This is a genomic window from Bifidobacterium sp. ESL0690 (genome assembly GCF_029392315.1).
In the GTDB taxonomy this organism is placed as follows: Bacteria; Actinomycetota; Actinomycetes; order Actinomycetales; family Bifidobacteriaceae; genus Bifidobacterium.
On record NZ_CP113939.1, the window covers coordinates 1,691,289 to 1,714,894 of the forward strand.

Genomic DNA, 23,606 nt, shown 5'->3' on the forward strand with positions numbered 1-23,606 from the left:
GAAATATCAGAATGGCGGAATAAAGCCATTTTCGTTTTATATCGACCGACCTTTTTGTTGGAAGCTACTTCATCAGCCTGCGTAGGACATACTGGAGAATGCCGCCGTTGCGGTAGTATTCCGCCTCACCCGGGGTGTCGACACGGACCGTGGCGTCGAATTCGACCGGCTTGGTAGCAGGCTTACCGTTAGCTGCAGGCTTGGTAGCGACAACGTGGACCGTTTCGGGAATCGTGCCATTATTGAGTGCTTCGATGCCTTGGAAATCGTAGGTTTCCGTGCCGTCCAAGCATAGCGACTCGGCCGACTGGCCTTCGGGGAACTGCAGGGGCAGCACGCCCATGCCAATCAAGTTGGAACGGTGGATGCGTTCGAAGCTGCGGGCGATGACGACCTTGACGCCAAGCATCAGCGTGCCCTTGGCCGCCCAGTCACGCGAGGAGCCGGTGCCGTATTCGGAGCCTGCTAATACAACCAACGGGGTTCCGGACTTACGATAATCAAGCGAGGCGTCAAAAATCGTTGAAGGCTTGCCAGTATCGAAATCGTAGGTGAACCCGCCGGGGCGTACTTCCTCACCCACCGAAGCGAGCAGCTGATTGCGCAGGCGGATATTGCCGAACGTGCCGCGAACCATGACTTCGTGATTGCCACGCCGGGAACCATAGGAATTGAAGTCCTTGGGCTCGATGCCGTGTTCCAGCAGGTATTTGCCTGCAGGACTCGAGGCGGGGAACGCACCGGCCGGCGAAATGTGGTCGGTGGTCACCGAATCGCCCAACAACGCCAAGACGCGAGCGCCGCGGACATCTTCGACCGGCTGCGGCTTGGCGCTCATGCCGTCGAAGAAGATCTGCTTGCGCACATAGGTCGAATCCGGGTCCCAAGCGAAACGCTCTCCCTTCGGCACATCGAGGGACTTCCAGCGTTCGTCGCCTTCGAAGACGTCGGCGTAGTCACGCACGAACATCTCGCGGTTGACGGAAGCCGAAACGACCTTGTCAATCTCCTCGTTGCTCGGCCAGATGTCGCGCAGGAAAATCTCGCGGCCGGTGTTGGCATCGGTGCCGAGTGGCTGCGTCTCGAAATCGAAATCGAGCGTGCCTGCGATGGCGTAGGCGATGACAAGCGGCGGCGAGGCCAAGTAGTTCATCTTGACGTCAGGGCTGATACGCCCCTCGAAGTTGCGGTTGCCGGAAAGCACCGAGACCACAGTCAAATCGTTGTCGTTGACGGCCTTGGAGATCTCGGGCAGCAGCGGGCCGGAGTTGCCGATGCAGGTCGTGCAGCCGAAACCGACGAGTTCATAACCCAAGGCGTCCAGATCTTCCTGCAGGCCGGCCTTCTTCAAGTAGTCGGCCACGACCTGCGAGCCAGGGGCCAGCGAGGTCTTGACCCACGGCTTAGGTTTCAGACCATGCTTGCGGGCTGCGCGGGCGAGCAGTCCGGCGGCGATCATCACCGATGGGTTGGAAGTATTGGTGCAGCTGGTAATGGATGCGATGGCAACGTCACCATTCTGAATCTCGAAATCACCGCGGAAATCGGTATGTACCGGCACCGGGTTCTGGCTGGTCTTCGGTGTCTCGTAATCCGGCAGTGTCTTTTCAAAGGTCGCCTTGGCTTCATCCAGGCGAATGCGATCCTGCGGACGCTTGGGGCCGGAGATGGACGGGACGACCGTGCCGAGATCGAGTGACATATATTCGGAATATTCCGGTTCCACATAATCAGGGTCACTGGTGTCGCCCCAAAGACGATTGGCTTTAGCATAGGCTTCGACCAGCGCGATCTGCTCGTCGCTGCGACCCGTCAGGCGCAGGTAATCCAACGTCACCTGATCGATCGGGAAGATGCCGCAGGTCGAGCCGAATTCGGGGCTCATATTGCCGATGGTGGCGCGGTTGGCCAGCGGCACGGAAGCGACGCCGTCGCCGTAGAACTCGACGAATTTGCCGACCACGCCGTGCTCGCGCAGCATCTGGGTGATGGTGAGCACGACGTCGGTGGCGGTGACACCTTCCGGGATGGAACCGGTGAGCTTGAAGCCGACCACGCGCGGAACGAGCATGGAGATGGGCTGACCGAGCATGGCCGCCTCGGCTTCGATGCCGCCGACGCCCCAGCCGAGCACGCCCAGACCGCCGACCATGGTGGTGTGCGAATCAGTGCCAACGCAGGAGTCAAGATAGGCGAGGTCGCGTCCACGCTCCCCCGGTTTGCTCATGACGACTTTGGCGAGGTATTCGATATTGACCTGATGGATGATGCCGGTGCCCGGCGGGACCACGCGGAAGTTCTTGAACGCTTGCTGCCCCCAACGCAGGAAGCGGTAACGCTCGCCGTTGCGCTGGTATTCACGGTCCATATTGCGCGCCACCGCGTCGGCGACGGCATAATTGTCGATCTGCACGGAATGGTCGATGACCATGTCGGCCTCGACCTGCGGGTTGATGACCTCGGGATCACCGCCCAAGTCCGCCACCGCGTCGCGCATGGTGGCGAGATCAACGATGCACGGCACACCGGTGAAATCCTGCATCAGCACCCGCGAGGGCCCGAATTCGATCTCATGGCTGGGTTCGGCGTTCGGATCCCATTTGAGCAGCTCATTGACCTGATCTTCGGTAACGTTGACGCCGTCGATGCGGCGCAGCAGGTTTTCGACCAGCACTTTGAGCGAATACGGCAGATGTTCGATGCCCGGCAGATCCGCGATCCGATAGTAATCGACTTCTTTGTCACCGACCTGCAATGTATCCAGCTGCTCGTCCCGCAATGACATTGAACCCTCCGAACGTTTTGACGATGTTCCCTTTTTATTATCGGTCAATCGAAAGTCGGAAACGTTAATAATGCCGTTTCCTCGTCGATTCTGCAATAATTACAAGGTAAAACCATTGGGAAATCAACGAAAGCGGTCAATTCACTATGTGAGACCTGTAAAAGCACGGTCAAATCTCGGCGCAAATACCAGCAGAAATGAGATACATTATCTGATAAATATTATCTATAAATACAAAAACATGTCTTACACTCTCTGATTTCCGAAGACATCAGACACGTGTGAGTGGAGAATAATCGCATACCAAGCGCGAACTTACTTGTTCTTCTTGCGATGTGCAATGCTCGAATACAGGCGGCCAATCAGATCGGCAATCGTCTGGATGCCGGCGAAGATGACGATGGAAAGGGCCAGCACGATGATGGTGGCGACCAAGGTCCAGCCGGTCGGAATGACCAGCTCGAAGAAGTTCGAGACGATCGGGATGAACATGCCGATCAAGCCTGCCGCCGCGAACGCAGCCACGAGAACACCACGCCACGATTTAAGCGGTTGGGCCACGCGGGCCATCACCAGAATGCCCAGCACGAAGACGATGATGGCGCAGATGTCGCGCAGTTTCAGCAAATCACCCGGCTTGGAAAGGTTCCAGTTCATGAAGCCCGGCAACGTCCATGCAGTAAGCAAAACGGAAAGCGCCACAGCGATGCCGCCCGGCAAGGCGAAACGCACCACACGACCCAGGAAGCCCGGAATATAGCGGCGGTTGTTCGGGGCCAACGCAAGGATGAAAGCCGGGATGCCGATGGTCAGCGCACCGATATAAGTGATGTGGCGTGGCAGATACGGGAAGGGGATGAACGTGCAGACCACGCCGAGCGAAATCAGCGCGGAGTAGACCGTCTTGACGAGGAAGAGCGACGAGACGCGTTCCATGTTAGCCATCACCTGACGGCCGCGGGCCACGACGCTGGGCAGATGAGAGAACTTCGAATCGACCAGCACGACCTGCGCCACGGCCTTGGTGGCAGGCGCGGCGTTGCCCATTGCAATGCCCAGATCGGCTTCTTTCAATGCCAGCGCATCGTTGACGCCGTCGCCGGTCATCGCCACGACGTGTTTGCTTTCATGCAGCGCGTCGACGATGGCTTTCTTCTGTTCCGGCAAGACGCGGCCAAGCACATCGACGTTCTCCATGACAGTGGAGAGTTTCTTGACATCGCTCGGCAGTTCGCGGGCGTCCATGGCCACAGGTTCGCGGTCGCCGGTCAGTCGGACGGTTCTGGCGATAGCGCCGACTGTGGCCGGACTGTCGCCGGAAATGATACGGCAGCGCACGCCCTGTTCGCGGAACCATTCCAACGTCTCCTCGGCATCGTCGCGGATGTGCTCCTGACATAGCACCAGCGCTACGGGCTGGGAAACGGCAATCAGATGCGGGTCATTTTCAAAGTTCTTTGCAGCCTCGGAGCTAGCGCAAGCTCCGGCCGCACGGGCGATCAACAGGACACGCATGCCTTGGTTGGCATACTTGGCCACCATGTTCTTGGCAGCCGTGCTATCACCAACGAATCCACTGAAGAGCATTTCCGGGGCACCCATGTACCACACATCGCCGCCGCGCACGATGGCGCTCCATTTGCGGGCCGAGGAGAAGGGCACGCGAGCGTCGACGGCTTGGGCATGGACGCCCTTGGCATTCAACGCTTTGAGTACCGCCGCACCCGTACCGTTGGGGTTCTCCTCGTTGGAAAGATCATACAGAGCCTGCACCGCACCTGATTTCTCGTCGTCGGTGGTGCCGACGGTCACGCTAGCGTGCACGGCGTTCTCGCCAGACGGGGCATCGACGACGATATCGGCGTCGGCGGCCGGACTTGCCACATCCGCTTCACCGAGCATCACGACCTGATTGAAGACGATGCCGCCGTCGGTGATGGTGCCGGTCTTGTCGAGATTCAGCGCGTCCACGCGAGCGAGCGTCTCGACGCTTTCCAGCTCCTGGACGAGCGTGTGCTGACGGGCCAAACGCATCGCGGCAATGGCGAAGTTAAGCGAGGTCAGGAGGACCAGACCCTCGGGAATCATGCCGACTACACCGGCCACGGCAGAGACGATAGCCGAACGCCACGCGCCCGTCGTGAAAGCGACCTGCCAGCCGCCAACCGTGCGAATCTGCGAGGCAACGAGCAAAATGCAAAGCGGAATGACGATGACGGTCATCACCTTCAGGATGGTGTTGATGCCCTTGCTCAAGTCGGAGACGGTCTTCTTATAGACCTTCGCCTTGGCCGTCAGCTTCGCGGCATAGCCTTGCTCGCCCACCGCGTCCACGCGCACCAACGCCATGCCGGAAGTCGCGTTGGAACCGGAATAGACCTCGGCTCCCTCGCCTTTTTTGACGGTTCGCGATTCGCCGGTGAGCATCGATTCGTCGAGCTCGAGCCCCCATGTATGCACAATGGTGGCGTCGGCCGGCACCTGTTCACCGCTGCGCAGCCAAAGCAGGTCGCCAAGCACGATGTCCTCATGCTCGATTTCAACGTCCTGCCCGTTGCGCCGTACCAGCGATTTCGAGGCGACCAAAATCGAAAGCTTGTCGAGCGTGTGCTTGGCCCGCATTTCGGTGAAGACGCCGATGCCGGAGTTGATGATGATAACGAGCCCGAAAACGGCGTCTTTCCACTGGCCCGTCAGGAGCACCAAGACCATCGCCACGAAAATGATGGCGTTGAAGAGCGTGAAGACGTTCTCGCGGATAATCTGCCCGAGCGAGCGCGAACTTTCGGTGTCGATCTTGTTGACGTTGCCCTGCTGCACCTGCTCGGCGACTTCAGCGGAAGTCAGCCCGACTTCGGAAATCTGAGGAAGACGAATCGCGGACGCGCCCTGCTGCCCGCCGTTGGCGTTGCTTTTGCCATTGCCGTTTTTTTTCACGTTGTTACCAGCGTTCCCGCCATTGTCGCCTTGCCCGAACATTCCGGTTGCGCTCATTGATTGCCCCTTACCCGTGCCCGATCTCATAAGTCGGACCACGGTCACTGCCGTGATTTGTCATACTCACCCACCGCCATCTCAAATCCCGCAGGCGGCCTGTTTCTGTGTTTTAGTATATGTTCTGCACTCTATCGTGTCGGCCCCGTTCGCGGTGAGCCGCAGCCGCATATTTACGGTAATGTCACGCTCATTGTCTTACTGTGCGGATTGTCATTGATTGCTGCTTGCACCGCTTGGTCAAACGGAACCGTGCCTTTGCCTTCCGCGGTTGGAACGATTTGCAGCGATTCCGCATACAGATTCGCGTCGCTCGGAACTTTGCCCGCATTGACCAATATCACCGGAATACCGGCGTCCCGAGCCGTTTGCAAGGCCTCATCCCAGCCGTTCGCCTGGTTGCCTTGCATATTGAGACTATTGACCACGAAAGCATTGACAGGCCTGCGGGCCATATCCTTGAACGATTGAACCGGATCGAGCGTTGTGGTTCCATCGGGCATGGGAGCATAGACGGCCTTGATATCGGCTTTGCTAAAGGCATCCAACACCGTACGGTCAAGATCTTCGTCGCCGGTGGTGACCACGCCGATCAGCAGGTCTGATTTGTCGACGCTGTCGTGGTTGATGTGTCGGGAAGCGGAAGTGGTATCCCCTACCGCGGCATTCTTCGGGGCGCACGAAGCGAGTGCCGGCACGGCCGACAACGCCAGGCACACGCTTAGCACGATTGACAATCCCCGACGCATCACAACATCCTACTTCATTCGCTGTTACGTACGAACAACGCCACCGTCTCGACATGGTGGGTCATCGGGTAGATGTCGAACGCCTGAATGGTTTTCAGGGTGTAGCCGAGCTTGGTCAGTGTGGCGGTGTCGCGCGCGAGGCTGGTCGGATCGCAAGCGATGTAGATGATGGCGTGCGTTCCGGCTTCGGCAAGCTGGCGGCAGACCTGCGCCTTGGCTCCTGCGCGCGGTGGGTCGAGCACGACGACGTTGGGATTGGCAAGCTCTTCGGGCACACGGCGCAGGCAATGAGAAACGTCGCCTTGCATCACGGTGACGTTGGCGTCCTTGGCGATATGCAAATTGCGTGCCGCGTTGCGCACGGCCATACGGCCGCCTTCCACGGAAAGCATGCTCGTATGGGCGAAGGTCTTGGCCAACGGCACGGTAAAGAGGCCGGAACCGGAGAACAGATCCCAAAGAGTCGCGGACTGCACGCCAGAGAGTTCCTGGCTGACCAGACGCATCACGTATTTGACGAGCGTCGGCGGAGCAATGCGGTGCACCTGCCAGAACCCGTCGGCCTCGACGCCGTACTTGTAGCGTTTGCCGTCCACGTCCACGACTTCCTTGAGCCGTTTCGATCCGGCATGCAGATGCCCGTCGACCGTGATGGCGAAATTGTCGCCAACAGCTTCGAGCAACGCCTTGCCCGACGCACGGGAAGTGTGGATATCGCGAGGTTCAGGCACCGCGATGCGGATTTTGGCACCAGGCTCGAATTGCTCATCCCAAAGTTTCTGGTCACGAGCGACGGCCAACAGCGCGCGAGTGGCCAGCGGCATCGTGTCGATACGCACGCGGGTATGCGAGGCGCGGCGACGCATCGAAACACGACCTTCTTCGTCGGCGATCAGTTCGATACGGGTGCGCCAGTGCAGACCCTTTTCGTCCACGTCGCCGTCCATGCGGGCGACCGGCACATCATCCATATCGAGATGGCCCATACGCCGCATCTGGTCGGTGATAACCGCAGACTTCCACTTCAATTGCCCCGGCAGCGAGACATGGATCAAATCGGCACCGCCGACTCCCCCACCTTGCGCCAACGGACCGGCGAGCGGCCACAGCGGTTCAACCCGATCCTCCGAGGCTTCCACGACGTCAACGACCTCACCCGTCCAGAACCGGTCGTCGCGATTGTGTGGCTCGTCCAGTTCGATCGTGTCCAGCTCGCCGGGCAGCGCGAACCGTACGAAAACCACCCGCCCGTCGATATGGGCGACGCAGCGCCCCTGGTCGGCGTAACGTTCGATACGTACTGTGGCTTGCATATTAACCTCTGCTTCTAAAAATTCAATAACGACACGGGAAATATGAGATTCCGTGTCTAACCATTCATTTTGTACGGCATATTGCCGCCGATATTAATGAGTATCGAAGCAGCATATCCCCACGACTGGAATCCCAGTCTATCGTTCACCCTCGCCTACGGCTTTCGCGCCATTTCTAGATTTCGCGATAATCTCAGTTCATCGTATCCGTAACAGTTGTTGCCTCCGCGTCGCCGGCAATGCCTTCATTTTTTGTATGAACACTGGCATCAATATCGGCTTTCCCGTCGTTTGCTTCTGCGCTTGCGTCTACCACGACTGCATCATCATCGTCGTCTTCGCCATCGCTGTCTTCTGACTTGAATTTGGGATGGTGCCTCATCGGGTCGGCAATCAGCAGATACGAAACCCAAATCGCCAACGCCCAGAACGGCAGGCCCATCAAAAGACGCGTCGTCCCGAGCCAAGTGACGTGGTTGGTGAGGTAGAGCGGGACCTGCACCACCAGCCGCAGGGCGAAAACACCGACCCACATGGCAGTGACGATATCGTAAGCACGCATAAGCTTCCGGTCGCCCCGCCAATCGGCCAGCCAAGCGCGGAAATGCTCGGTGGGCAGCGAACGGATGAACTCAACCAGAAAGCCGACTCCGGGGACACGAATGGCCAAGGTGATGACAAGGACGACAATATAAATGCTGTTGGTAAGGAACCCGTACATATAGTAGTTGCGGGCCTCATGCGTATTCCAAGCCCAGATCAGGCAGATGGCGATGGAAATCAGCCCGGCCAGCGCGCCAAGCACTGTCTGGCGTTGGAAAAGACGCACCACGACCAGCAGCACGGCCAACACTGCCGAAACGATAATCGTCATTTTCAGGTCGGAAGTAATGACGAACATGACTACGAAGACGAAACCGGGCAGCATCGACTCGACGACACCACGAATGCCGCCGATGGCGTCAATGACGGAAAAATCCTCGCCGTTGCCCGCTGCAGCCAGCGCTGCGAATCCCTGACGCTTCTTCGTTTCTGTCATGATTCCCTATTCGTTTCGTTATCAGATCTATTGTCTCTCGCTATCGTTCTATCCCGATATCGCCCGATATTCGCAATTACCGGCGCCCATATCGTTGCCATCAAAATTGCGAGAGAACTACGTTCCGATAGTTTTTATTTTTCATTTCGTTGATGCCCGTACATAATTCGCCGGCCCGCCCGCAAAGGCAAACCGGCGAATCGAAAAGCGAGCGAATCAGCGCAGTTCCGAGAACATCGGGCCACGTGAAATCGTGGTCTGTACCTCAGTCTGCTGATCGGCGACGAACGGGCCCTTGATGCGCTTGGGAATCTTGTGGCCCTTATCGTCTTTTTCGGCTTCAGCGGCGGCTTCGTCGGCCTTGCGACGCTCCTCGGGAGAAACTGGGGCATGCATCGGGATGACGTCACGCGGCGCGAGCGGTTCTTCGCCGCGGTCGACCACGATATCGGAGAAGAACTGGTTCAGCGCTTTGGTCTCGGGACTTTCCGGGTGGGTAGCGGCACGTCCGGAGAAGATGCCGCGAAGCATCCAACGCGGACCGTCGACGCCGACGATGCGGGTGATGAGCTTTTTACCACCCTTGACGACGACCGGCAGCTTGATTTCAGTGCCGAAAATGCCAGGTTCCTTGCTGGCTTTGGGATTGGCGGCGAGCAGGTCCTCCCTCACCCCGTCCCAAAGGCTCAAGGTCTTCGGGGCCGCAAGCGCTTCGATCTCCAGGCTGGAAGTCTTGTAGGAAATGGTGCAGCCGAGCACCTGGCCGCTGGCACGATTGGCCTTCACACGCAGTTCGATGCCGGGCATGAAAGGCAGGTAATAGGCACCCATATCGAGGTATTCGTCGTAATTCGGCGCTTCCTCCTCTTCGATGTCCCACGGACCGTACAGTTCGCCGCGGTCCGGGTATTCCTCGCGCGGCTCGTCGGGAACCTTGTGCTCGTCCGCCGCGTCCTCGTCAGCGTCTTCATCCTCGTCGGAATCCGTTTCCGTATCCTCGGATTCTGCACTTTCACTATCTTTGGCGGCGTCTTCGTCAGCATCGGTGCCGTTATCTTCGGCCTCTGCAGCTGAATCCTCGTCCTTCGCCTCGGTATCTTTCGCCTTTTCCTCGGCCTCGTCATCGTCTTTGTTGTGTTTCTTTTTGCCGAATCCGAACAATCCCATAGTTCCTCGTTTCAAAACCTAAAATGATGCTTCAAGCCTATCACCCGGGTTGCACCCCAGTATGGCTCTCATTTTTTGAAGCGTTTTAAAAAATGAGAGCCAAATGAACATTCACTTTTCCATCACATTACCGACAAACCTAAGAGTCACAACGATTCATAGGAGTATGCCGATAGCAAAATGTTCACTTTGACTCTCATTTTTTAAACGCCTGAAAAAAATGGGAGTCTATATCTTATACACCACACTCAGCGGCGCGTGATCCGACCAGCGGGTGTCGTAGGAGGGGGCGCGGTCGATGTCGAATGACACGGCCTTTTGCGCCAGACCCGGCGTGGCCAGCTGGTAGTCGATCCTCCAGCCGACGTTATTGTCGAAGGCACGTCCGCGCTGGCTCCACCACGTGTAGGGGCCCTGCACGTCGCCTGCGAGATTTCGCATCACGTCAACGAAACCGCATTGCGCAGGGTCGAGCCACTTGTCGACGTAGGCACGTTCGGCGGGCAGGAATCCGGAATGTTTCTCGTTAGCCTTGGCGTTTTTGATATCCAATGGGGTGTGAGCGATGTTCATATCGCCGCACAGCAGCGCCTGACGCCCGCCTTTTTCGGCCTCGTCGCGCAGCTGCTCCATACGCTCGAGCATGCGGTCGAGGAAACGGTATTTCTGGGTCATCTTGTTGGGGTCATCGGTGTTGCCGGCATGTACGTAGACGCTGGCCACGGTAAGTTTCATACCCTTAGGCGTGGTGATGTCGGCCTCGATCCACCGGCCGGAATCCACGTCGTCGCTCAAGTCCATCAGCCCGTAGCGCTGTTCTTCGATTTTCAGGTCCGAAAGCAGCCCGACACCGGCACGCCCTTTGATACGGCAGACCTCGTCCATCCGTCCCAGCCCGTCGGCGGCATCCACTTTGCCGGCTTTCTCATATCCTTTAGCCATGGCATCGAAAATTGGGTCGATCTCCTCCTGCGGGGCGCGCACCTCCTGCATGCACCAGATGTCGGGGGTATTGGCGTCGGCCCAGTCGAGAACGCCTTTGCGTTTGGCCGCACGGATGCCGTTGAGATTCGAAGTAGTCACTGTTATGCTCATGGTCCCGACGATACACGCTTGCGTGGTCGCGACGGGCACAACTTTACGTTCGTTTGCAGAATATGAAAATCCCGCCACGTAAGGTGACGGGATTAATAGAACCTTCTATCGGATTTATCGGCGAATCTCAAGCTTCGTTAACGAGCCCGAGGCCCACCGAAACGAACCTCAGTCCAAGCCGAGCTTCAGATGGCCGCCAGGAATCGCGTCAAGCAGATCCTTGGTGTACTGCTTCTGCGGATGGTCGAAGACCTCGTCGGTGGTGGCATGCTCGACGAGCTTGCCCTTCTGCATCACCACGACCTCGTCGGCGATCTGACGAACCACCGCCAAATCATGGGTGATGAAGAGGTAGCTCAGGCCACGCTCTGCCTGCAGATCGTTCAAAAGTCGCAGCACCTGATCCTGCACCAGCACGTCCAAAGCGGAGACGGCTTCATCACAGACGATGACATCGGGGTTCAACGCCATGGCACGTGCCACGGCGATACGCTGACGCTGGCCGCCGGAAAGTTCGTTCGGGTAACGTTGCATCACCGACTGCGGCATCTTCACAAGGTCGAGCAGTTCGCGCACGCGTTTCTCACGGCTCTTCTTGTCGCCGATCTTGTGGATGCGCAGCGGCTCCTCGATGGAGCGGTAGATCGAATACATCGGGTCAAGCGAGCCGTACGGGTTCTGGAAGACCGGCTGCACGTGCCTGCGGAAGTCCAGAAGCGACTTGCCTTCGAACTCGCTGATGTCCTTGCCTTCGTAGGTCACGGTTCCGCTGGTCGGCTTCAGAAGCTTCAGCACCATGTTGGCCACGGTGGATTTGCCGGAGCCGGATTCGCCCACGATCGCGAGCGTGGTACCGCGCTTGACCGAGAACGACACGTCGTCGACGGCCTTGAACATTTCCTTCTTGCGCGGAAGTTTGAATTCCTTGGTCAAGTGGCTCACCGTGATGATGTGCTCACTTTTTTCAAGCGTTTCCTCGCCCTTGACATGATGTTCCATCAGGGAATCGGCGTTTTCGCCGTGTTCCTTGGCGGAGATGATGCGCTGCGAGGCCAGCGACGGCGCCGCCGCCACCAAGCGCTTGGTGTAAGGATGCTGCGGGTGCTGAAGCACCTCGAGCGAAGGACCGGATTCGACGACCTGACCCTTGTACATCACGACGATGTGCTGGGCGCGTTCGGCGGCCAGACCCAAGTCGTGGGTGATGAAGAGCACTGCCGTGCCGAGCTCGTCGGTCAGGGTGTGCAGGTGGTCGAGAATCCTCTTCTGCACGGTGACGTCGAGGGCGCTGGTGGGTTCGTCGGCGATCAGCAGATCGGGCCGGCAGGCCAGGCCGATGGCGATGAGCGCGCGCTGCAGCATGCCGCCTGAGAATTCGTGTGGATACTGGCGGGCACGGGTCGCCGCATCGGGCAGACCGGCCTCTTGAAGAAGGCCTGCGATACGGTCGGTCATGGTGCTGCCGAGCACGTACTGCTTGGCGATTCCCCACGCCTTGTCGTCGCTCACGCCGGCCTTGATCAGGTCATCGGCCACGCGCCAACGGGTTTCCGAACCGGGAACCCATTCGGCCGTGAAATAGTCCATCTTCTTCTTGGCTTTGTCGTCACTCACACCTGCCTCGGCAAGTGCCGCTTGCGCGGCCTTGAGCAGGTCGGGAAGTTCTTTGGAGCCGATGAAGGTCTCGTCGTCCTCGCTTTTCACCGCGACTTCGCCGCCGGCCAACGCCTTGGCCAGCTTCGAGCGCTTCTCGTGCGAGATGTCCATGTGGTTGGCTTTCAAAGCCTCTTCCACCTGGGTGCCGATACGCCAGACAGGGTTCAGGTTGCTCATCGGATCCTGCGGGACCAGGCCCATCTTGTCGCCGAGGATCTGCTCATACTGCTTGCGCGTATAGTGCGAGATCTCCTCGCCTTCCAGCTTGATGGAGCCGCCAACAACATGGCCGGTGCCGGGCAGAAGACCCAGAACGGCCATGGCCGACGTGGACTTGCCCGAACCGGATTCGCCTACGATTGCCACCCACTGGCCCGGGTAGACGTTGAAGGAGGCGTCACGCACCGCGTGTACCGCGCGCTTGTCGCCGGTGGTGAAGTCGACCTTGAGATCCTTGACCTCGAGAATCGGCCCCTGCTCCTTCTGCATTTCGAAGAGTTTGTCGTTCTTTTCGTTTTCGCTATTCATTTCGCTCATCGTGTTTTCCTCCGCACTCACGCCGTACGGCTCTTGGGGTCAAGCGCGTCCTTGACGGCATCGCCCATCATGATGAAGGCGAGCACCGTAATGGCCAGCGCGGCCGACGGATAGAAGAGAACCGAGGGGTCGGTGCGCAGGATGGTTTGCGCATTGGAGATATCGCCGCCCCAGCTCACGGTGGTGCTCGGCAGGCCGATACCAAGGAAGCTCAGCGTCGCTTCGGAAACGATGTAGGTGCCCAGCGAGGTGGTGGTCACCACGATGATCGAGGCCATCGAGTTGGGCAGGATATGCCGCATCAGGTTGCGCCACGGCGTGGAGCCCAGCGCGGTGGAAGCCGTGTTGAACTCAAGGTTCTTGGTTTCCATCACCGCTCCTCGCGATATTCGCGCGGTCTGCGTCCAGCCGAACAGCGTCAGGACAAGCACGATCTTCCATACCGACCCGGAGGTGCGGAACATCTGCAGCACGACGATGGCGCCGAGCAGCAGCGGGATGGCCATGAAGATGTCGGTGAAACGGCTCAGCACCGCGTCGATCCAGCCGCCGAAGAAGCCGGCGAGGGCGCCGATCAGGGAGCCGACGACCATGACCAGGAGCGTGGTCAGGATGCCGACGCTCAGCGAGGTGCGGGTGCCGTAGACGGTGCGGGTGAAGACGTCGCAACCCTGGGTGTCATAGCCGAAGGGATGGCCGGGACTGCTTTTGTCGAGGGAATGTTCCAGCTGGCAGAAATTGGGGTTCTGGCGAGTGAAGACGCCCGGGAACAGCGCCACGAAGATGACGCAGAGAATCAATATCGCCGCCACGATGAACAGCGGGTTCTTGCGCAACGTCCTCCACGCATCGGCCCACATGCTGGTGGCGGGTGCCGATTCGTCGACCGAATCGACATCCTGCAGCTTCACTGCATCGGCAGGCGCCACATAACGTTCCTGCCCGGGAAGCACACGGGAATTGGCCATAGTAGTTTCTGAATTCTTGTCGCTCATTTGGTCTCCTCCCTTACTCACGCGTACCTGATACGCGGATCAAGCGCCGCGTAAAGCATATCGACGATCAAGTTGCATACCACGAATATCAAGGTCAGCAGAGTAACGATGGAAACGACCATGTTGCTTTCGCCCTTGAGGATGCTCTGGTAAGTCAGGAACCCGATGCCGTGCACGTTGAAGATCGTTTCGGAAATCATCGCGCCGCTCATGAGCGCACCCAAGTCCTGCCCAAGGTAGGTGACCACGGGAATCAACGAGTTGCGCAGCACGTGGCGCACGATGACGGAGCGGTTGCTCATGCCCTTGGCGCGTGCGGTGCGTACGTAATCCTCGGCGATGTTCGAGGAGACTTCGGAACGCGTGAGCCTGATGATATAGGCCATCGAAACGGAACCGAGCACTACGGCCGGCATCAGCAAATCGAGGAAACCGGGATCATTGCCCGCGGTGACCGGCAGCAGACGCCATTTGACACCGAGGAAATACTGAGCCAGGAAACCGGTGACGAAGGTCGGCACGGAAATCAGAAGCAGGGAGACGATAAGAATGACGGAATCGTACCACTTCCCCTTTTTCAGGCCCGAAATGATACCGAAGACCACGCCGAAAACGGCTTCGAAGACGAACGCCATCAGCGCCAGCTTGATCGTGACCGGGAAGGCCCGGCCGATCTCGCTGATAACCGGCTGACCGGCGAACGTGTTGCCGAAATTGAGTGTCAGCGCGTTCTTCAGGAACAGCAGATACTGGATGATGAATGGCTTGTCAAGGTTATATTCCGCGCGAATCTGGGCTGCGACCGCAGCATTGACTGGCTTGTCGCCGAACATCGCCTTCACCGGGTCGCCGGGAAGCGCGAAAACAAGGGCGTAGACCAACAATGTTGTGCCGAGAACCACGGGGATCATCTGCAGGATACGGCGCAGAAGATACTTGCCCATCGGTTAACTCCTTATTTTCCTAAGCCGAGGATCTGCCAAATGGCTTGAAAGCACTGATAACCCTTTCGGCTTTTAGACATATGCCTGTAAGTGTAGCGCAGACACAAGTCAAGAATGTTTAAAAAATGTGAAGGTGATGTCATTGCGAGATCACCTTCACACGGATTTTCCTTTTATTTCAAAGCGAAACAGACCTATGGTTATTTATGCAATTGGCTGTATACCGGCATATTCTCCCAATCGGCCACCAGGCCTTTCAGCTTCTTGGAAGCCACGCCGTGAGCATTGTCATAATACATGGGAATCGCCGGAAGGTCATTCAGGAGGATTTCCTGCGACTGGCTGTAGATGGCGTTGGCTGCGTCGGTGGAAGGCGCCGCGTAGGCCTGATCCATCAGCGCATCGAATTTCTGGTTGCTGTAGTCCCCGTCGTTGGAACCGTTGCCGTGGGCCGCGGCGGAATCATATTCCTGGAACAGGTAGTTCTCGGCCGAAGGGTAATCAGGCTGCCAGCCGGAACGGAAGCCGCCTTTGATGCTGCGCTTGTCGACGGCGTTGCGGAATTCCTGGAAGGTCGGCATCGGGTCGGCGGAGGCGTCGATACCCAGGGTGTTCTTGATGGAATTGATCATGGCGTCGTAAATGGCCTTGTTGCCGCCGTCAGTGTTGTAGGAGATCGTGAATTTGTCATTGTCCTTGGAAATGGCATTGGCCTTGGCCCAAAGCTCCTTGGCCTGGGCTGCGTTGTAGACGAGGTTATCTTTGCCCTTAAGATCCTTGGAGAATCCCGGGGTCTTGGGTGAGGTGAAATCGACCGGCTGGGTGCCCGTGCCGTTGAGTACCTTCTTGATGATCCCCTTTCGATCGATGGCCTTGGAAATGGCCTGACGGCGCAGCGTGCCTTCCTCGGTGCCCGAAACGAAATGCGGCAGGTTCGAAGGAATGGTGAACATCTGGATCACCGAACCGGCCTGATTGTAGGCCTGCAGGTTCGCATCGGTCTGGAAGCTCTTGGTGTCGGCGGTAGGTACGGTATCGAGTACATCGAGGTTGCCTCCCTGCACATCGGCGTAAGCGGAGTCCACCTTGGTGTAAATCTTGAACGTGACACCGTCGTTCTTCGGCTTCACATTACCCTTGTACAGGTTGTTGCGAACCAGACGGATTTCGGTGTTATGGTTCCAGCTTTCCAGCTTGTACGGGCCGTTGCCCAAAGGAGCGTTGCCGAACGCCTTGGGATTCTTATAGAAGCTTTCCGGCAACGGCGCGAAGGCGAGGTAGCCGACCTTGATGGGGAACGTCGCGTCCGGCTTCGACATCGTGACGGTGAAGGTCGTATCGTCGACGTCCTTGAGACCGGCGAGCTGCTCGTCACCTTTGAGGCTACCGACCTTCTGCAGGTCGTCATAGCCCTGGATGGTGGAGAAGAAGGACGAGCACTTCTGCGCGTTCTTCACATTGGCGACATAGCTCCACGCCTTCGTGAAGGACTTCGAGGTCACCGGCGTGCCGTCGCTGAACTTCCAGCCCGGCTTGAGCTTGACGGTATATTGCGTCGAGTTCGCGTTGCCTTCGATCGATTGGGCCACCTCGTTGGAAGCCTTGCCCTTGGCATCGAAAGAGACCAGCCCCGCAAAAATCAGGGAATCCGGGCGGTTGCCGCCGGATTCGTTGGTGTTACCTGGTATCAGCGGGTTCTGCGGCTCCGTGTCGAATGCCGTGATGACGCTTTTCGAGTCCTTTTGCCCGGAATCGCTTCCGCCGTTCGCGCCACAACCGGCGAGCAGCATACCCATGGAACACAGCACGGCGGAAACCGCCAACAGTCTTCTCTTCATCCCTCTGTCCTTCTCTGCTATCTGTTATCGTCATGCCCGGATATCAACCACGATCCGGACGGAAATTGTTACGTCTGTGATAAGTTCAGCCGTAAACTGTCATTGAAGCGCATTCATGTTACGAAAGTGCAAAAACGAACACTATACGGACACCAAAAGCCGACAACGAAAAGCGTGACGCCCAATAAGACGCCGCCCCGGCCGGCATGGAATGTGAAAACGTGGGTAAACATATGAAAAGGGAGCGCATGTACGAACACGCGCTCCCTTGCAATCATCGGACTTTCCACCCGGCGCTCAACAACACGGGCCGGGAGGAACGTTCAGCGATGCATCACTTGTGCATCTGGATGAAGGTCGGGTAGGACTGCCAATCGATGGCGAAGCCCTTGACGCCCTTCGCGGCCACACCGTCATTCGCCATGTAATAGAGCGGGATGGCGGGCAGGTCGTTCAGAAGCACTTCCTGAGCCTGCTGGTAGTACTTGTTCGCCTCGTCGACGGACTTGGCGGCATAGGCCTTGTCGGTCAGCTCGTCGAACTTCGGGTTGCTGTAATCGCCGTCGTTGGAGCCGTTGCCGTGACCTGCGGAACTCGAGAAGTTCTGGACCAGATAGTTCTCGGCGGAAGGATAATCAGGCATCCAGCCGGAACGGAAACCGCCCTTGACCTTGCGGTTCGAGATGGCGTCGCGGAATTCCTGGAAGGTAGGCAGAGGATCGGTGGCAGTGACTCCGGAACCAAGGGTGTTGTTGATGGAGTTGACCATCGCGTCGAAGACGGGCTTGGAGGTACCGTCGGAGTTGTAGGCGAGCTTCAGCGTATCGGTGTCCTTCGAGATGGCGTTGGCCTTGGCCCACAGTTCCTTGGCCTTCTTCGGGTTGTACTTGAGGTTCTCGTTGCCCTTGAGCGTTGCGGAATAGCCCGGGATCACCGGGGCGGTGAACTCATGGGCGGGCTCGCCGGTGCCGTTGAGCACCTTCTTGACGATGGTGTTGCGATCGATGGACATGGAGATGGCCTGACGACGCAGCGTGCCTTCCTCGGTACCGGCCTGGAAGTGAGGAAGATCGGAAGGAATGGTGAACTGCTGAATCGAGGAACCCGGCTTGTTGTAGGCCTGCAGGTTGGAATCCGTCTGGAAGCTCTTGGTGTCCTCCGGCGGGATGGCGTTCATGCCGTCAAGGTGCCCGGCCTGAATATCGGCATAGGCAGCGCTGGACTTGGTGTAGACCTTGAAATCGACGCCATCGTTCTGCGGTTTGTCTTCGCCCTTGTAATAAGGGTTCTTCAAAATCTTGATATCGGTGTTGTGGTTCCAGGAATCGAACTTGTAGGGGCCGTTGCCGACGGGCTTGTTGCCGAAGGCCTTCGGGTCCTTGAAGAAGACATCAGGAAGCGGTGCGAAACCGGAATAGCCGACCTTGACCGGGAAAGTGGCGTCCGGGGAATCCAGATCGACGGTGAAGGTGGTGTCATTGACGACCTTCAGGCCGGAAAGCTGTTCGTCGCCCTTGAGCGAATCGGCTTTCTGCAGATCTTTGTAACCCTTGATGGTGGAGAAGAAGGACGAGCACTTCTGCGCGTTCTTCACATTGGCCACGTAGCTCCAGGCCTTGGTGAAGTTTTCGGCCTTGACCGGGGTACCGTCGCTGAATTTCAGACCCGGCTTCAGCGTGATCGTGTATTGCGTGCCGTCAGCATTCGGCTTGATGGACTGCGCTTCGTCGTTGACGGGGTTGCCTTTGGAGTCGAAACGAACCAGCTGCGAGAAGAGGCCGCGCAGGACCATGCCGCCGCCGGATTCGTTGGTATTGCCCGGAACGAGTGGGTTCTGGGGTTCTGTGTTGAAGATGGAAATGATGTCTTTGCCGTCCTTGGACGCCGAGCTCGACGAAGAGCTTGAACCGGAGCCGGAGCCGCCGCAAGCGCTCAAGAGCATGGCCGCCGAGCAGACTACAGCTGCGAGGGCCAGACCTTTCTTCTTCATAAGATTTCTCCTATCCTTTTGTCTTATTGCACAGAAACCTGTGCATCAAACAAAAAAGGTCGACAAATATGTCAACCTCATTGCTTTTCACTTTAATTTATACGCTGGCTTATGGATTATGCAAGTTAACATTCATGTAATAAAGAACTGAAATTCAGCACACACAACGTAATTCAGCATGAAACGGATTTTCCTATTTTATGCTCGCGGAAAAGCCTGTTGATAACGTGATTTTAATTGCTCGATTGAGACATGCGTATAGCGTTGCGTGGTCTTGAGCGAGGAGTGGCCAAGCATCTCCTGCACCTCACGCAGGTCGGCGCCGCCGTCAAGCAGATGGGTCGCCGCGCTGTGCCGCAAGGCGTGCGGGCCGATGTCTGGCACACCGGCCTCTTCGGCCTTTTCATGGACCACCTCGCGTACGATACGCTGGTCGATGCGCGCCCCGCGAGCACCAAGGAACAATGCGTTTTCGGAGTCTTGCGACTTGGCCGTGTTTGCTTTTCCTCGGCCTGCCCCTGCGGTTTCAGAGGATTTTCTTGTTCCTTGAGTATTCCTTTTGAATTTTGCAGATTGCTTTCGTGACTTCGCAAGTACCGGCCGACCCGCACTGCTCAGCCAGGCTTCAATCGCGCGGGAGGCAGGAGCGCCGAACGGAACAACGCGCTGTTTGTCGCCTTTGCCGGTGACCCGAATGGTCCTGGTATCAAAGGAGACATCGCCCAAGTCCAACCCGGTTAGCTCAGCCACGCGGATGCCGGTGGCATAGAGCAGCTCCACCATCGCAGCATCGCGTAAAGCAAGCGCCTCGTCTTTAGGCGTGCGTCTTGTCGAATCATCTCGAAGTTTTTCTTGATTACCGTCATGTACGACGTCATCATTGGCCTGGACTTTAAGCTGACCAGTAGCTCCCCTTTCGGATTTCTGCGGCTCGACGCCGTCGGCATCGACCGTATCCATCAGCCGCTCGGCCTGCGATTCGTTCAAGACAGTCGGCAAGGTCTGCGGAATCTTCGGCGTCATCAGCGTCGCCGCGGGATTGGTGGCGATGACGCCGTGCTCGTCGGCCCAGGCGAAGAAGTTACGCACCGCCACGGTCTTGCGTGCCATGGAACTGCGGGCGTGGTTGCCGGATTCGTTCGCCATCCAGCCGCGCAAATCCTCAAGTTTCACTTCGCCCAAACTACCGACGCCATTATCGGCAAGAAAACCCATGCATTCCAGCAAGTCGGTGCGGTAGGCCTTCAAGGTGTTGTCGGCGAGCCCGCGATTGGCGTTGAGATAGTCAAGAAACCGGTCTATCTCCCGCTGATATTCCATAGCTTCCCTTTCCGCAGTTTGAACGCATCAGGATTTTCCGCAACCTGCTTATTTCTTGATTTCTTTATATCTTTATTTCAACATTTCAACATATCTACATATCTACAATAGCCTTTTTGCCCCACGTCCAAGCAGGATCACAAACTCTGTCACCGATGACGCAAGAGGACCTATGATAAAAGAACGTCAACAAACCATTCGAACTGCAAAACGAGGAAACATGCCACTGCCGAAAACCATACCCGCCGGAGCACGGCTGATGGTGCGTACCCTCGATGGAACCGACCCACAGACCGGCCGCCAGCAGTTCCGCGATTTCATCGGCCACGTCCGCTCATGGAATGGCAGAACGCTTTCCATCACCCGCGACCCTGCCGCCAACGGCTCACGGCCCGCGCAGGACGTCGATATTCCGCAGGAACGCATCGTCGCCTTAAAACCGATTCCCGAACGGAAGCCGCGCAATATCAAATGAGTGATATATCAGAAACCGGCCCTTCATATTTCTCAGCACTCACACCTTCGAACGTGTCTCGACCTCGACCTGCCATGGCTGAATGAAACGGATGACGTGCTCGCCGCGGCGGGCAGAATCCAGGAACGCTCGTTGCCAGCCCGATTTAGGGACGGTGATAACGATACGTTCAATATCATTATTTTTTGGTTTTACGGATTCATTCGACTCTTTCAACTCTTCGGATTTGCCGGAATCTTGAGACTTGCCGAATTCTCGTTCGCGCAGCTTGTAATCACGGAAGGGCTGACCTGCCGCGAAGAATCGAGTCAACGCGGCATCGTCATGGGCGTGTAGATCGTCGGCGAACGAGGTCAATCTGCCGGCCAAATCGCGCAGCAACACTTCGACGTTGTCAGCGTCCTCCTCGATCATCGCGCGAGTGCGGTCGGGGTCGGTCAGGGCCACGCGAGTCATGTCGCGCCAGGAACCGGCGGCGAGCGCGGCGGCGATGTTGCGGTCGGGGCTGGCACTGAGTTCGTTGATGAGCGCGGTCGAAACGACGTGCGGAGCGTGCGAAATCATGGCGGCGGCACGATCGTGTGTCTTATCGTCCAGAACGATGATGCGGTTGCCGACCACGCCGGTAATCAGCGTCGCCACCTTGAGGAAACGCTCATAATCGGTGGTTTCATCAACGCTAATCGCCCACAGCGCGTCGTCATAAATGGCGGGGTCGCTGGCCGCAAACCCGGAAAACTCCGTGCCGGCCATCGGATGCGCCCCGACGAAGCAATCTGCAAGACCGGCCTCTTCGACTTGCCGCCGCACCATCCCTTTGACGCTGCCGACATCGCTCAATGTGGTCGTCTCGCGATCCAGCACCGGGGCGAGCCGCTGCAGCATTTCGGGCATGACCTTGAGCGGATTGCACAGGAAAAGCACTTCAGGTTTGGCTGCCGCCAAGGCCTCCAACGAACCTACACAGTCAATTCCGTCTCGGCGCGCGGCGGCATACGGCTTTTCGTGGTGATTCCAAGCCACCACTTCCACATCACGCTCGGCCAATCGCCTCGCCAGCGAACCGCCGATAAGTCCAAGGCCGACAATCCCGACCGATTTCACCACAGCAGTTCCCTTTCCTCTTTCGTCTCTACATCGCTCGAATGAATCCGTTTGCGGCATATCCCACCTTGCGGCAGCATCCATGTGTCGACCGGTGGATTCGGATGTTCGCCTCTCGGATAGACGGCCAAAGTCTTGACCCAGTCCCCCTCATCGACAATCTGATGGAGCAAACGGCTGAAATTGCCCTGCCAAGGCGCGGCATCGAGCGTGATGATGAAGCTGTAGGTGCCAGCGTGGCCCTTGATCGGCCGCGACATCAAGCTGGTCATGTTCAGGCCCTCGTCTCGCACCGAGTCAAGCAGTTTGGCGATGACGCCGGGGCCAGTGCTCAACGGAATCACCGCGATGATGGTCTCGAAATCGACGATGTCAGTTTGCCGGTAGGCTTGCAGAACGGCACGTACGTCGTCCCTCGGAGCGACCACGAGAAAATCGGTGTTGGCACCACCGAAATCCTGAACGTTGTGTTCGAATGTTTTGAGACCATACAGTTTGCCACACAAAGCTGGCCCGAGCGCCACCTGCCCGGGTTTCACGTCGCGACACGCTGCGGCGTTGGAGGAAGCGGGCACCGGTGTCAGATCGTGCGCTGCGGCGAATTTCTTGCATTGTGCCAGGCCATGGGGATGCGCCGTGATCTCGCGCAGCGGCGTGTGACCGTTCTCATCGGCATTCAGCGTACTCTCGTCACCATCCTCCCGTACAAAAGCGTCGAACGCAATATCCACGCTCAGACGGGTCAGCCCAGCCAAATCCTTCGCATCGATCACGGCATCGAGGTTCGGCACGACATAACCCTCGACGCTGTTTTCCCACGCAATGACACCCCAGCCACGGCCTGCCTCGACGTCGAGAATGATGGCCGGCACGTTTTCACGCGCCTCGAGCCCGACGCTGCCACCTCGTCGATCCAACGTCTCCGCCGCGCTTGCCGCCGCTTGATGGGTGAACGAACCTTCCGGCCCCAGGAAGAACAGTTTGCTCGGAACCGACGGATTTGGTTGTTTGTCTTTATCGCGGGTTGCGCTCTCGTTCATGGAATTCTTGGCATTCATGGCCGTGGCACCTCGTCGGTAATGGTCTCGTCCGACGCAGCATCGCGATGGACGGCTGAAGACTTTTTAGGCGCGGGAATAGTGAACCAGCGTCGGGGAAGGAACACCATCACGAACTGGATAGCAATCATGCCAATGAACCAGAACCAGAATGCGTTCTGGCTGAAGAACGGGATGCCCGAACTGTAGAAGCCCATCGGCAGCAGGATGTCACCCGATGTGGCGGTAATCGACGCGACGGCGATGACACCGGAAGATGCAATCAGATGCAATGCGAGCCCTACTACCCCACTGCGTGCGCGGGCGCTCCAGGCTGAAAGCCCGATGATCAGCAGGGCAATCACCAAGCCAATCGGCACGTTGTATTGCGCTCCGAGCCGGTGCACCAGCGTGCCACACACCCCAGCAACGATGCCCGCCACCACACAAATCAGTGCACGAATCCACGCATTGTATTGGAACGAGAACGGCAGGTCGGCCTTGCGTGCGGCGTTTTTCGGGGTTGCAGCAGGAGAAGTCATAGTGCCAGTATGCCCCATCGGGCGGT

At 57.8% G+C, this 23,606-nt stretch carries 17 protein-coding genes; 1 reads left to right on the plus strand and 16 read right to left on the minus strand.

The annotated features are described in order from the left end of the window. Positions 1-64: 64 nt before the first annotated feature. The 13 genes from acnA to OZX62_RS06830 all read right to left on the minus strand — a co-directional run bounded on the left by acnA (position 65) and on the right by OZX62_RS06830 (position 20,422). Complete coding sequence (acnA, locus tag OZX62_RS06770) at positions 65-2,785, minus strand: aconitate hydratase AcnA (protein WP_277175463.1); 2,721 nt, start codon at positions 2,783-2,785, stop codon at positions 65-67. Positions 2,786-3,100: 315 nt separating this feature from the next. After that, positions 3,101-5,779: an HAD-IC family P-type ATPase gene (locus OZX62_RS06775; protein ID WP_277175464.1), complete on the minus strand. Its 2,679-nt coding sequence runs from the start codon at positions 5,777-5,779 to the stop codon at positions 3,101-3,103. Positions 5,780-5,952: 173 nt separating this feature from the next. Further along, a complete protein-coding gene (locus tag OZX62_RS06780) occupies positions 5,953-6,528 on the minus strand; it encodes a hypothetical protein (RefSeq protein ID WP_277175465.1) in 576 nt (191 codons plus the stop codon). Between the two features lie 14 nt (positions 6,529-6,542). Further along, on the minus strand, positions 6,543-7,841 hold the full coding sequence (locus OZX62_RS06785) for a TRAM domain-containing protein (protein ID WP_277175466.1): 1,299 nt from the start codon (positions 7,839-7,841) through the stop codon (positions 6,543-6,545). Between the two features lie 193 nt (positions 7,842-8,034). After that, a complete protein-coding gene (locus OZX62_RS06790) occupies positions 8,035-8,880 on the minus strand; it encodes a DUF3159 domain-containing protein (protein ID WP_277175467.1) in 846 nt (281 codons plus the stop codon). Positions 8,881-9,096: 216 nt separating this feature from the next. Continuing rightward, positions 9,097-10,047: a DUF3710 domain-containing protein gene (locus OZX62_RS06795; RefSeq protein ID WP_277175468.1), complete on the minus strand. Its 951-nt coding sequence runs from the start codon at positions 10,045-10,047 to the stop codon at positions 9,097-9,099. Between the two features lie 228 nt (positions 10,048-10,275). Further along, complete coding sequence (locus OZX62_RS06800) at positions 10,276-11,142, minus strand: exodeoxyribonuclease III (RefSeq protein WP_277175469.1); 867 nt, start codon at positions 11,140-11,142, stop codon at positions 10,276-10,278. A gap of 168 nt (positions 11,143-11,310) precedes the next feature. Continuing rightward, positions 11,311-13,335, minus strand: coding sequence for an ABC transporter ATP-binding protein (locus OZX62_RS06805; RefSeq protein ID WP_277175470.1), 2,025 nt, complete (start codon positions 13,333-13,335; stop codon positions 11,311-11,313). A 17-nt stretch (positions 13,336-13,352) separates the two neighbouring features. After that, positions 13,353-14,330: an ABC transporter permease gene (locus tag OZX62_RS06810; RefSeq protein ID WP_277175471.1), complete on the minus strand. Its 978-nt coding sequence runs from the start codon at positions 14,328-14,330 to the stop codon at positions 13,353-13,355. Positions 14,331-14,347: 17 nt separating this feature from the next. Beyond that, complete coding sequence (locus tag OZX62_RS06815) at positions 14,348-15,274, minus strand: ABC transporter permease (RefSeq protein WP_277157832.1); 927 nt, start codon at positions 15,272-15,274, stop codon at positions 14,348-14,350. A 200-nt stretch (positions 15,275-15,474) separates the two neighbouring features. Further along, positions 15,475-17,112, minus strand: coding sequence for an ABC transporter substrate-binding protein (locus OZX62_RS06820; protein WP_277175472.1), 1,638 nt, complete (start codon positions 17,110-17,112; stop codon positions 15,475-15,477). Between the two features lie 334 nt (positions 17,113-17,446). Further along, on the minus strand, positions 17,447-19,102 hold the full coding sequence (locus OZX62_RS06825) for an ABC transporter substrate-binding protein (RefSeq protein WP_277175473.1): 1,656 nt from the start codon (positions 19,100-19,102) through the stop codon (positions 17,447-17,449). 198 nt (positions 19,103-19,300) lie between these two features. Beyond that, complete coding sequence (locus tag OZX62_RS06830; protein WP_277175474.1) at positions 19,301-20,422, minus strand: tyrosine recombinase XerC; 1,122 nt, start codon at positions 20,420-20,422, stop codon at positions 19,301-19,303. 220 nt (positions 20,423-20,642) lie between these two features. Here OZX62_RS06830 and OZX62_RS06835 point away from each other — a divergent pair, with 220 nt between their 5' ends. Continuing rightward, positions 20,643-20,897, plus strand: coding sequence for a DUF6725 family protein (locus OZX62_RS06835; RefSeq protein WP_277175475.1), 255 nt, complete (start codon positions 20,643-20,645; stop codon positions 20,895-20,897). Positions 20,898-20,936: 39 nt separating this feature from the next. Here the strand turns inward: OZX62_RS06835 and OZX62_RS06840 are convergent, their stop codons facing one another. Genes OZX62_RS06840 through OZX62_RS06850 form a run of 3 tightly spaced genes read right to left on the minus strand, consistent with a single transcriptional unit; the run spans position 20,937 to position 23,580 of the window. Further along, positions 20,937-22,004, minus strand: coding sequence for a prephenate dehydrogenase/arogenate dehydrogenase family protein (locus OZX62_RS06840; protein ID WP_277175476.1), 1,068 nt, complete (start codon positions 22,002-22,004; stop codon positions 20,937-20,939). Next, entirely contained in the window at positions 21,998-23,041 is a 1,044-nt protein-coding gene (locus tag OZX62_RS06845) for a prephenate dehydratase domain-containing protein (protein WP_277177059.1), read from the minus strand. Before OZX62_RS06845 ends, OZX62_RS06840 begins: the two co-directional genes overlap by 7 nt. A 14-nt stretch (positions 23,042-23,055) precedes the next feature. Continuing rightward, a complete protein-coding gene (locus tag OZX62_RS06850; protein ID WP_277175477.1) occupies positions 23,056-23,580 on the minus strand; it encodes an alcohol dehydrogenase in 525 nt (174 codons plus the stop codon). Positions 23,581-23,606 lie beyond the last annotated feature (26 nt).

Excerpts from the sequence above, each read along its gene's own strand:
- OZX62_RS06775 (WP_277175464.1), bottom strand. The coding sequence starts at position 5,779 with ATGAGCGCAACCGGAATGTTCGGGCAAGGCGACAATGGCGGGAACGCT.
- OZX62_RS06800 (WP_277175469.1), bottom strand. The coding sequence starts at position 11,142 with ATGAGCATAACAGTGACTACTTCGAATCTCAACGGCATCCGTGCGGCC.
- OZX62_RS06780 (WP_277175465.1), bottom strand. The coding sequence starts at position 6,528 with ATGCGTCGGGGATTGTCAATCGTGCTAAGCGTGTGCCTGGCGTTGTCG.
- OZX62_RS06835 (WP_277175475.1), top strand. The coding sequence starts at position 20,643 with ATGCCACTGCCGAAAACCATACCCGCCGGAGCACGGCTGATGGTGCGT.
- OZX62_RS06830 (WP_277175474.1), bottom strand. The coding sequence starts at position 20,422 with ATGGAATATCAGCGGGAGATAGACCGGTTTCTTGACTATCTCAACGCC.
- OZX62_RS06820 (WP_277175472.1), bottom strand. The coding sequence starts at position 17,112 with ATGAAGAGAAGACTGTTGGCGGTTTCCGCCGTGCTGTGTTCCATGGGT.
- OZX62_RS06845 (WP_277177059.1), bottom strand. The coding sequence starts at position 23,041 with ATGAACGAGAGCGCAACCCGCGATAAAGACAAACAACCAAATCCGTCG.
- acnA (WP_277175463.1), bottom strand. The coding sequence starts at position 2,785 with ATGTCATTGCGGGACGAGCAGCTGGATACATTGCAGGTCGGTGACAAA.
- OZX62_RS06825 (WP_277175473.1), bottom strand. The coding sequence starts at position 19,102 with ATGAAGAAGAAAGGTCTGGCCCTCGCAGCTGTAGTCTGCTCGGCGGCC.
- OZX62_RS06785 (WP_277175466.1), bottom strand. The coding sequence starts at position 7,841 with ATGCAAGCCACAGTACGTATCGAACGTTACGCCGACCAGGGGCGCTGC.
- OZX62_RS06810 (WP_277175471.1), bottom strand. The coding sequence starts at position 14,330 with ATGAGCGACAAGAATTCAGAAACTACTATGGCCAATTCCCGTGTGCTT.
- OZX62_RS06795 (WP_277175468.1), bottom strand. The coding sequence starts at position 10,047 with ATGGGATTGTTCGGATTCGGCAAAAAGAAACACAACAAAGACGATGAC.
- OZX62_RS06790 (WP_277175467.1), bottom strand. The coding sequence starts at position 8,880 with ATGACAGAAACGAAGAAGCGTCAGGGATTCGCAGCGCTGGCTGCAGCG.
- OZX62_RS06805 (WP_277175470.1), bottom strand. The coding sequence starts at position 13,335 with ATGAGCGAAATGAATAGCGAAAACGAAAAGAACGACAAACTCTTCGAA.
- OZX62_RS06850 (WP_277175477.1), bottom strand. The coding sequence starts at position 23,580 with ATGACTTCTCCTGCTGCAACCCCGAAAAACGCCGCACGCAAGGCCGAC.
- OZX62_RS06815 (WP_277157832.1), bottom strand. The coding sequence starts at position 15,274 with ATGGGCAAGTATCTTCTGCGCCGTATCCTGCAGATGATCCCCGTGGTT.